The following is a 9,091-nucleotide window of genomic DNA, read 5'->3' as shown; positions in this document are numbered from 1 at the left end:
GCGTTGGCGTTGGCGTTGGCGTTGGCGTTGGCGTTGGCGTTGGCGTTGGCGTTGGCGTTGGCGTTGGCGTTGGCGTTGGCGTTGGCGTTGGCGTTGGCAAGCGCCTAACGCAAACGCATTCGGCTAGGACCTGTTCCCCGGCCGAGTCGAAGCATGACGTCGAACGACGCAAGGACGATGGCCGAGCCGCCGTCGGACAGCATGCTAAGCCCGCGCAGCTACGCAAGCCCGCCTGCGTAGCTGCGTAGACGCGCCGCCGTCACTCCGGCAGCGCCGCCGCCGCGAGCACCCGATGCTCGGCGCCCGCGCGCGTGAGGACGCTCTCGTAGAGCGTGAGCGTTTCGAACCGCAACGCGAGCGGCATGCGGCTCGCACCATCGTTCGCGCCGTCGGGCGCCACGCGATGCGCGTCGCGCGGGAATCGCGCGATCGTCACGTGCGGCTTGAACGCGCGGCTGTCGGGCGGCAAGCCGAGCTCGGCGAGCGCGCCGGCCACGCGCTCGCCGAGCGCGAGCAACCGGGACTGCGGCGCGAGCTCCGCGACGACGAGCCGCGCATGCGCGGTGCTCGGCCAGCAGACGACGCGCTCGACGCCGACGGGCGGCACCGCGTCGACGGCCGCGAGCCCGGCGAGGCGCGCGCCGAGCCGCTCGCTCTTCGTCCGCTCGATCGCGCCGAGGAACGCGATCGTCACGTGCAGCTGATCGCGCGGCGTGCGCCGCGCGCCGGCGGCGACAGGGAACGCCGCGAGCGCGTCGCGCGACGCCGGATCGAGCGTCAGCGCGACGAAGCAGCGCAGCCGGTCGCCCGCCATCTTCACCGTGCGGAGCCGAACGGCTCCGCGGCCCCCGTTGCCCCGGCCGCACCCGCGCCCGCGCCGCGTCCCGCCGCGAGCTTGTCGCCCTGCGGCAGCGGCCCGTGCTCGCCCCACACGTCGTCCGGGAGCACCTTCGCGAGCTCGGGAATCGTCCTGCGCGTGAACACCGGATCGGTCACGCCCGCCGCGCGCTGGCGCTGGTAATCGCGCCACGCGGCGAGCGCGTACTTGCCGAGCATGAGGATCGCGAGCAGGTTGATGAGCGCCATCAGGCCCATGCTGGTATCGGCCATCGCCCACACGAGCGGCAGTTGGCCGACGCTGCCGAACATCACCATCCCGAGCACCGCGAGGCGGAACACCAGCAGCGCGCCGCGCCGGCTCGTGACGAATTCGACGTTGCCTTCCGCATACGCGTAGTTGCCGATCACCGAAGAAAACGCGAGGAAGAAGATCGCCACCGCCATGTAGATGCCTCCCCAATCGCCGACGTGGCTCGAGATCGCGCGCTGCGTGAGCGCCGCGCCTTCCATCGACGTGCCCGCCTCGTACTGCCCCGACAACAGGATCACGAACGCGGTCGCGCTGCAGATCACGATCGTGTCGACGAACACGCCGAGCATCTGAATCAGGCCCTGCGTGACCGGATGCCGCGTGCTCGCGGTCGCGGCCGCGTTCGGCGCGCTGCCCATCCCGGCCTCGTTCGAGAAGAGGCCCCGCTTCACGCCGATCGACACCGCCTGGCTCACCGCGTAGCCGGCGAAGCCGCCCGCCGCCTGCTCGAAGCCGAACGCGCTCTTCACGATGAGCACGATCATGTCCGGCACGAGCGCGACGTGCGTCGCGACCGCATAGACGGCAAGCGCGAGATAGCCGATCGCCATCACGGGCACGATCACCTGCGCGACATGCGCGATCCGGCGAATGCCGCCGAAGATGATCGGCGCCGTCAGCACGACGAGCCCGAGCCCGACCGCGGCGCGGCTCACGCCGAACGACGTGTTGAACGCCTCGGCGATCGCATTCGCCTGCACCGCGTTGAACACGAAGCCGAACGCGAGGATCAGCGACAGCGAGAACAGCACGCCGAAGCCGCGCGAGCGCAGCCCGATCTGGATGTAGTACGCGGGGCCGCCGCGATACGTGCCGTCATGATGCGACACCTTGAAGATTTGCGCGAGCGTCGCCTCGACGAACGCCGACGACATCCCGACGAGCGCCGTCACCCACATCCAGAAGATCGCGCCCGGGCCGCCTACCGTCATCGCGACCGCGACGCCCGCGATGTTGCCCGTGCCGACGCGGCTCGCGAGCCCGGTCGCGAACGCCTGGAACGACGAGATACTGCCCGGCTCGCCCTTGCTGCCGACGAGGCGCATGCTGAGAAACAACGCGCGCAGTTGGATCATCCTGAAGCGCAGCGTGAACCACACGCCCGCGCCCAGCAGCAGCGCAATCAGCACGTAGTTCCAGAGAATGCCGTTGATGCCGTCGATCAACGCATGCACGAAGCCTTCCATCCATCATCTCCTGATTTGGGGTCGGATTTTGTCTTGATTCCGGTCTTAGCCGGCCGAGGGCCGACATGATATGACAGGTTTCGCCGACTCTTACAAAATGAAATTTTTGTAGAGGAAGATGAAAGGCCGCGCGCCGGGTGCGGCGCGCGCCGCCGGCTCCGCCGCCGCGAGCCGCGCGATGCCTGCAAAGCGCGCACGGCGAAGCGATCGCGCAAAAAAAACGGGCGTCCATGCGGACGCCCGGTTCGTCGAAGCGGCGCTGCGGCGAACGCCGGCGCGTTCAGCGCGGCAGTTCCGAGCTGCCCATCAGGTACGCGTCGACCGAGCGCGCGCACTGGCGGCCTTCGCGGATCGCCCAGACGACGAGCGACTGGCCGCGGCGCATGTCGCCCGCGGCGAACACCTTGTCGACCGACGTGTAGTACGCGCGGTCGCCTTCGGTGCCCGCGCGCGCGTTGCCGCGTGCGTCCTTCGCAACGCCGAACGCCTCGAGCACGGGCGCAACCGGCTGCGTGAAGCCCATCGCGAGCAGCACGAGATCGGCCTTGATCTCGAACTCGGAATTCGGCACCTCCTGCATCTTGCCGTCGACCCACGCGACGCGCACCGCGATCAGCTTCTCGACCTTGCCGTTCCTGCCTTCGAAGCGCTTCGTCGCGACCGCCCAGTCGCGCTCGCAGCCTTCCTCGTGCGACGACGACGTGCGCAGCTTGATCGGCCAGTACGGCCACACGAGCGGCTTGTCCTCCGCTTCGGGCGGCTGCGGCAGCAACTCGAACTGCGTGACCTGCTTCGCGCCGTGGCGGTTGGACGTGCCGACGCAGTCCGAGCCCGTGTCGCCGCCGCCGATCACGACGACATGCTTGCCCTTCGCGAGCAGTTGATCGGCCACCTTGTCGCCCGCGTTCACGCGGTTCTGCTGCGGCAGGAACTCCATCGCGTAATGAATGCCGGCGAGCTCGCGGCCCGGCACCGGCAGATCGCGCGGCGTCTCCGAGCCGCCCGCGATCACGACCGCGTCGAATTCGTCCTTCAGCGTCTGCGGCGAAATCGTCTCCTTCGCCATGTTGCCGATCGACTCGGGCAGCGGATCGCGGCCGATGAACACGCTCGTGCGGAACGTCACGCCTTCCGCTTCCATCTGGCGCATCCGGCGGTCGATCAGCCACTTCTCGAGCTTGAAGTCGGGAATCCCGTAGCGCAACAGGCCGCCGATCCGGTCGTTCTTCTCGAACACCGTCACGTCGTGGCCCGCGCGCGCGAGCTGCTGCGCGGCGGCGAGGCCCGCGGGGCCGGAGCCGACGACCGCGACCTTCTTGCCCGTCTTGTGCGCGGCCGGCTGCGGCTCGACCCAGCCTTGCGCCCACGCCTTGTCGATGATCGCGTGCTCGATCGACTTGATGCCGACGGCGTCGTCGTTGATCCCGAGCGTGCACGCCGCTTCGCACGGCGCCGGGCAGATGCGGCCCGTGAACTCGGGGAAGTTGTTGGTCGAGTGCAGCACGTCGATCGCCTGCCGCCAGTCCTGGCGGTACACGAGATCGTTGAAGTCCGGAATGACGTTGTTGACGGGGCAGCCGTTGTTGCAAAACGGGATGCCGCAGTCCATGCAGCGCGCGCCCTGGATCTTCGCGTCCTCGTCGGTCAGCGCCGCGACGAATTCCTTGTAGTGCTTCACGCGCGTGAGCGGCGCTTCGTACGCCTCGTGACGGCGCTCGTACTCCAGAAAACCGGTGATCTTGCCCATGAGGTTCTCTTCTGAATCTGTTGAATCGAGTAAGGGGGACCCGCGCCCGCCCATCGGACGGGCGCGTTCGCTATGTCGTCGAGCTGCTTTGCGTCAGGCGGCGAGCACCTCGCCCGCTTTCTTTTTCGCGCCGATTTCGCCGAGCGCGCGCTTGTATTCGTGCGGGAACACCTTCACGAACTGGCGGCGCGCCGCATCCCAGTTTTCGAGCAGCGACTTCGCGCGCGGCGAGCCGGTGAACTGAAAGTGGCGCTCGACGAGCCCCTTGAGCAGCGCTTCGTCCGTCGCGCCCGCATGCCAGAGCGCGGGATCGATCGTGCGCTCCTGCTCGGCCTGCTGCAGCACCGGATCGAGCGCGACCATCGACTTGTTGCACTTCGCGGCGAACGTGCCGTCCGGGTCGTACACGTACGCGACGCCGCCCGACATGCCGGCCGCGAAGTTGCGGCCCGTCTCGCCGAGCACGACGACCGTGCCGCCCGTCATGTATTCGCAGCCGTGGTCGCCCGTGCCCTCGACGACGGCCGTCGCCCCCGAGTTGCGCACGCAGAAGCGCTCGCCCGCGACGCCGCGGAAGAACGCCTCGCCCTCGAGCGCGCCGTACATCACCGTGTTGCCGCAGATGATGTTTTCCTCGGACTTGCCGCGGAAGTCGTTGGTCGGACGGATGATGATCCGGCCGCCCGACAGCCCCTTGCCGACGTAGTCGTTGCCGTCGCCGACGAGGTCGAGCGTCACGCCCTTCGCGAGGAACGCGCCGAAGCTCTGGCCCGCCGTGCCCTTCAGCTGGATGTGGACCGCGTCGTCGGCGAGGCCGTCGTGGCCGTGCTTCTTCGCGATCGCGCCGGACAGCATCGCGCCGACCGTGCGGTTCACGTTGCGCACCGGCTGGATGAACGACACGTGCTCGCCCTTGTCGATCGCGGCCTTCGCCTTCTCGATCAGCGTGTGATCGAGCGCGCGCTCGAGGCCGTGGTCCTGCGATTCGAGGTGGCGGCGCGCGATGCCTTCGCAGCCTTCCGGCTGGTAGAACACGCGCGAGAAGTCGAGGCCCTTCGCCTTCCAGTGCTCGACGCCGCGGCGCATGTCGAGCAGATCGGCGCGGCCGACGAGATCGTCGAACTTCGCGATGCCGAGCTGCGCCATGATCTCGCGCGCTTCCTCGGCGACGAAGAAGAAGTAGTTGACGACGTGCTCGGGCTGGCCCGAGAACTTCGCGCGCAGCACCGGGTCTTGCGTCGCGACGCCGACCGGGCACGTGTTCAGATGGCACTTGCGCATCATGATGCAGCCTTCGACGACGAGCGGCGCCGTCGCGAAGCCGAATTCGTCCGCGCCGAGCAGCGCGCCGATCACGATGTCGCGGCCCGTCTTCATCTGGCCGTCGGCCTGCACGCGGATGCGCCCGCGCAGGCGGTTCAGCACGAGCGTCTGCTGCGTCTCGGCGAGGCCGAGCTCCCACGGCGTGCCCGCGTGCTTGACCGACGACAGCGGCGAAGCGCCCGTGCCGCCGTCGTGGCCCGCGATCACGACGTGATCGGCCTTCGCCTTCGCGACGCCCGTCGCGACCGTGCCGACGCCCACTTCCGACACGAGCTTCACCGAGATGCTCGCGACCGGATTGACGTTCTTCAGGTCGTGGATCAGTTGCGCGAGATCCTCGATCGAATAGATGTCGTGGTGCGGCGGCGGCGAGATGAGGCCGACGCCCGGCACCGAATAGCGCAGCTTGCCGATGTATTCGGACACCTTGTGGCCCGGCAGCTGGCCGCCCTCGCCCGGCTTCGCGCCCTGCGCCATCTTGATCTGGATCTGGTCCGCCGACGCGAGATACTCGGCCGTCACGCCGAAGCGGCCCGACGCGACCTGCTTGATCTTCGAGCGCAGCGAATCGCCTTCCTTCAGCGGAATGTCGCGGACGATTTCGTCGCCGATCACCGATTTCAGCGTGTCGCCGACCTTGATCGGAATGCCGCGCAGCTCGTTGCGATAGCGGTTCTCGTCCTCGCCGCCTTCGCCGGTGTTCGACTTGCCGCCGATCCGGTTCATCGCGATCGCGAGCGTCGTGTGCGCTTCCGTGCTGATCGAGCCGAGCGACATCGCGCCCGTCGCGAAGCGCTTGACGATCTCCTTGGCCGGCTCGACCTCGTCGATCGGAATCGCCTTCATCGGATCGACCTTGAACTCGAACAGGCCGCGCAGCGTCATGTGGCGCTTCGTCTGATCGTTGATCAGGTGTGCGTATTCCTTGTACGTCTGGTACGAGTTGCCGCGCGTCGCGTGCTGCAGCTTCGCGATCGAATCGGGCGTCCACATGTGATCCTCGCCGCGCACGCGGAACGCATATTCGCCGCCCGCGTCGAGCATGTCGGCGAGAACCGGGTTGTCGCCGAACGCGTCGCGGTGCAGGCGGATCGCTTCGTCGGCCACGTCGAACAGGCCGATGCCGCCCACCTTCGACGCCGTGCCCCTGAAGTACTTGTCGACGAGCTCGGTCGACAGGCCGAGCGCCTCGAAGATCTGCGCGCCGGTGTACGACATGTACGTGGAGATGCCCATCTTCGACATCACCTTCTGCAGGCCCTTGCCGACCGCCTTCGTGAAGTTGTAGACCGCCTTCTCCGGCGACAGGTCGCCCGGCAGGCCTTGCGCCATCTTCGCGAGCGTTTCCATCGCGAGGTACGGATGCACGGCCTCCGCGCCGTATCCGGCGAGCAGCGCGAAGTGGTGCGTCTCGCGCGCGGAACCCGTCTCGACGACGAGGCCCGTGCTCGTGCGCAGGCCCTGCTGCACGAGGTGCGTGTGGATCGCCGACGTCGCGAGAAGCGCCGGAATCGCGACGTTCTCCGCATCCGTCTTGCGATCGGACACGATCAGGATGTTGTAGCCCGACTTCACCGCGTCGACGGCTTCCGCGCACAGCGACGCGAGGCGCGCCTCGATGCCTTCCTTGCCCCACGCGACCGGATAGCAGATGTTCAGCTCGTACGCGCTGAACTTGCCGCCCGTGTAACGATCGATCAAGCGGATCTTCGCGATGTCCTTGAAGTCGAGCACGGGCTGCGACACTTCGAGGCGCATCGGCGGGTTGATGTTGTTCGTGTCGAGCAGGTTCGGCTTCGGGCCGATGAACGACACGAGCGACATCACCATGTTCTCGCGGATCGGATCGATCGGCGGGTTCGTGACCTGCGCGAACAGCTGCTTGAAGTAGTGGTAGAGCGTCTTGTTCTTGTTCGACATGACGGCCAACGGCGAATCGTTGCCCATCGAGCCGACCGCTTCCTCGCCCTGCTGCGCCATCGGCGCCATCAGGAACTTCAGGTCCTCCTGCGTGTAGCCGAACGCCTGCTGGCGGTCGAGCAGCACGGCCGACGAGCGGCGCGCGGCGGCCACGTCCTCGTCCTGCGGCTCGATCTCGTCGAGCTTGATGCGCACCGCGTCGATCCAGCTCTTGTACGGCTTCGCGTTCGCGAGGTTGTCCTTCAGTTCCTTGTCGTCGATGATCCGGCCGTGCTCCATGTCGATCAGGAACATCTTGCCCGGCTGCAGGCGCCACTTCTTGACGATCCTCGATTCGGGGATCGGCAGCACGCCCGCTTCCGACGCCATGATCACGAGATCGTCGTCGGTGATGATGTAGCGCGCCGGGCGCAGGCCGTTGCGGTCGAGCGTCGCGCCGATCTGGCGGCCGTCGGTGAACGCGATCGCGGCGGGGCCGTCCCACGGCTCCATCATCGCGGCGTGGTATTCGTAGAACGCGCGGCGGTTGTCGTCCATCAGCGTGTGCTGCTCCCACGCCTCCGGAATCATCATCATCACCGCGTGCACGAGCGGATAGCCCGCCATCACGAGCAGCTCGAGGCAGTTGTCGAACGAGGCCGTATCGGACTGGCCGGGATAGATGAGCGGCCAGAGCTTCGGCAGATCGTCGCCGAGCACGTGCGACGCGATCGCGCCGGTGCGCGCGTTCAGCCAGTTGACGTTGCCCTTCACCGTGTTGATCTCGCCGTTGTGCGCGATCATCCGGTACGGGTGCGCGAGCTCCCACGCCGGGAAGGTGTTCGTCGAGAAGCGCTGGTGCACGAGCGCGAGCGCCGACACGACGCGCTCGTCCTGCAGATCGCGATAGTAGACACCGACCTGGCCCGCGAGCAGCAGCCCCTTGTAGACGACCGTGCGCGCCGACATCGACGGCACGAAGTATTCCTTGCCGTGCTTCAGCTTGAGCGCCTGAATCCGGTGGCTTGCGGTCTTGCGGATCACGTAGAGCTTGCGCTCGAGCGCGTCCGTCACCATCACGTCCTTGCCGCGGCCGATGAAGATCTGGCGGATCACGGGCTCGCTCGCCTTCACCGCGGGCGAGATCGGCATCGCATGGTCGACCGGCACGTCGCGCCAGCCGAGCACGACCTGGCCCTCCGCCTTCACGGTGCGCTCGAGCTCCTGCTCGCACGCGATCCGCGACGCGCTCTCCTTCGGCAGGAAGATCATCCCAACCCCATATTCGCCGGCGGGCGGCAGCGTCACGTCCTGCTTCGCCATTTCCTCGCGGTAGAACGCGTCCGGGATCTGGATCAGGATGCCCGCGCCGTCGCCCATCAGCGGATCGGCGCCGACCGCGCCGCGGTGATCGAGATTCTCGAGGATCTTCAGACCCTGCTCGATGATTTCGTGGCTTTTCTTGCCCTTGATGTGAGCGACGAAGCCGACGCCGCAGGCGTCGTGCTCGTTTTGCGGGTCGTACAGACCTTGCGCGGCGGGAAGCGCGCTCTTCGACTGCTGATGGTCGATCATGGGGACACCGTCGGAAAGGGGCCTCGCGGCCGTTGAACCATGTACTTGTTGCCCGTCGTCCCCCTTCGTGTGGATCGCGACGCGGCCGGCCGGTGCAGGAATGGGTGGGGCTGCGATTGCCGGAATTCGGAATATACGCGACGAATCAAAGGAATAGCAACTAAATCCCGATGTTCGATCCCCAATTACAAACTTGGTGCACGATCACAT

At 67.2% G+C, this 9,091-nt stretch carries 4 protein-coding genes; all 4 read right to left on the bottom strand.

Annotation, left to right across the window (positions count from 1 at the left end):
• Positions 1–259: 259 nt before the first annotated feature.
• Complete coding sequence (gene thpR, locus X946_RS17030; RefSeq protein WP_038749716.1) at positions 260–820, bottom strand: RNA 2',3'-cyclic phosphodiesterase; 561 nt, start codon at positions 818–820, stop codon at positions 260–262.
• Complete coding sequence (locus X946_RS17025; protein ID WP_038749713.1) at positions 817–2,337, bottom strand: alanine/glycine:cation symporter family protein; 1,521 nt, start codon at positions 2,335–2,337, stop codon at positions 817–819. The genes thpR and X946_RS17025 overlap by 4 nt, the downstream gene beginning before the upstream one ends.
• A gap of 280 nt (positions 2,338–2,617) precedes the next feature.
• Positions 2,618–4,084, bottom strand: coding sequence for a glutamate synthase subunit beta (locus X946_RS17020; protein WP_038749710.1), 1,467 nt, complete (start codon positions 4,082–4,084; stop codon positions 2,618–2,620).
• Between the two features lie 93 nt (positions 4,085–4,177).
• Positions 4,178–8,881, bottom strand: a complete 4,704-nt coding sequence (locus X946_RS17015) for a glutamate synthase-related protein (RefSeq protein WP_038749707.1) — start codon at positions 8,879–8,881, stop codon at positions 4,178–4,180.
• Between the last annotated feature and the right edge of the window lie 210 nt (positions 8,882–9,091).

This window comes from Burkholderia sp. ABCPW 111, from assembly GCF_000773065.1.
GTDB lineage: Bacteria > Pseudomonadota > Gammaproteobacteria > Burkholderiales > Burkholderiaceae > Burkholderia > Burkholderia savannae.
This window is presented reverse-complemented; position numbering and strand designations above follow the sequence as displayed.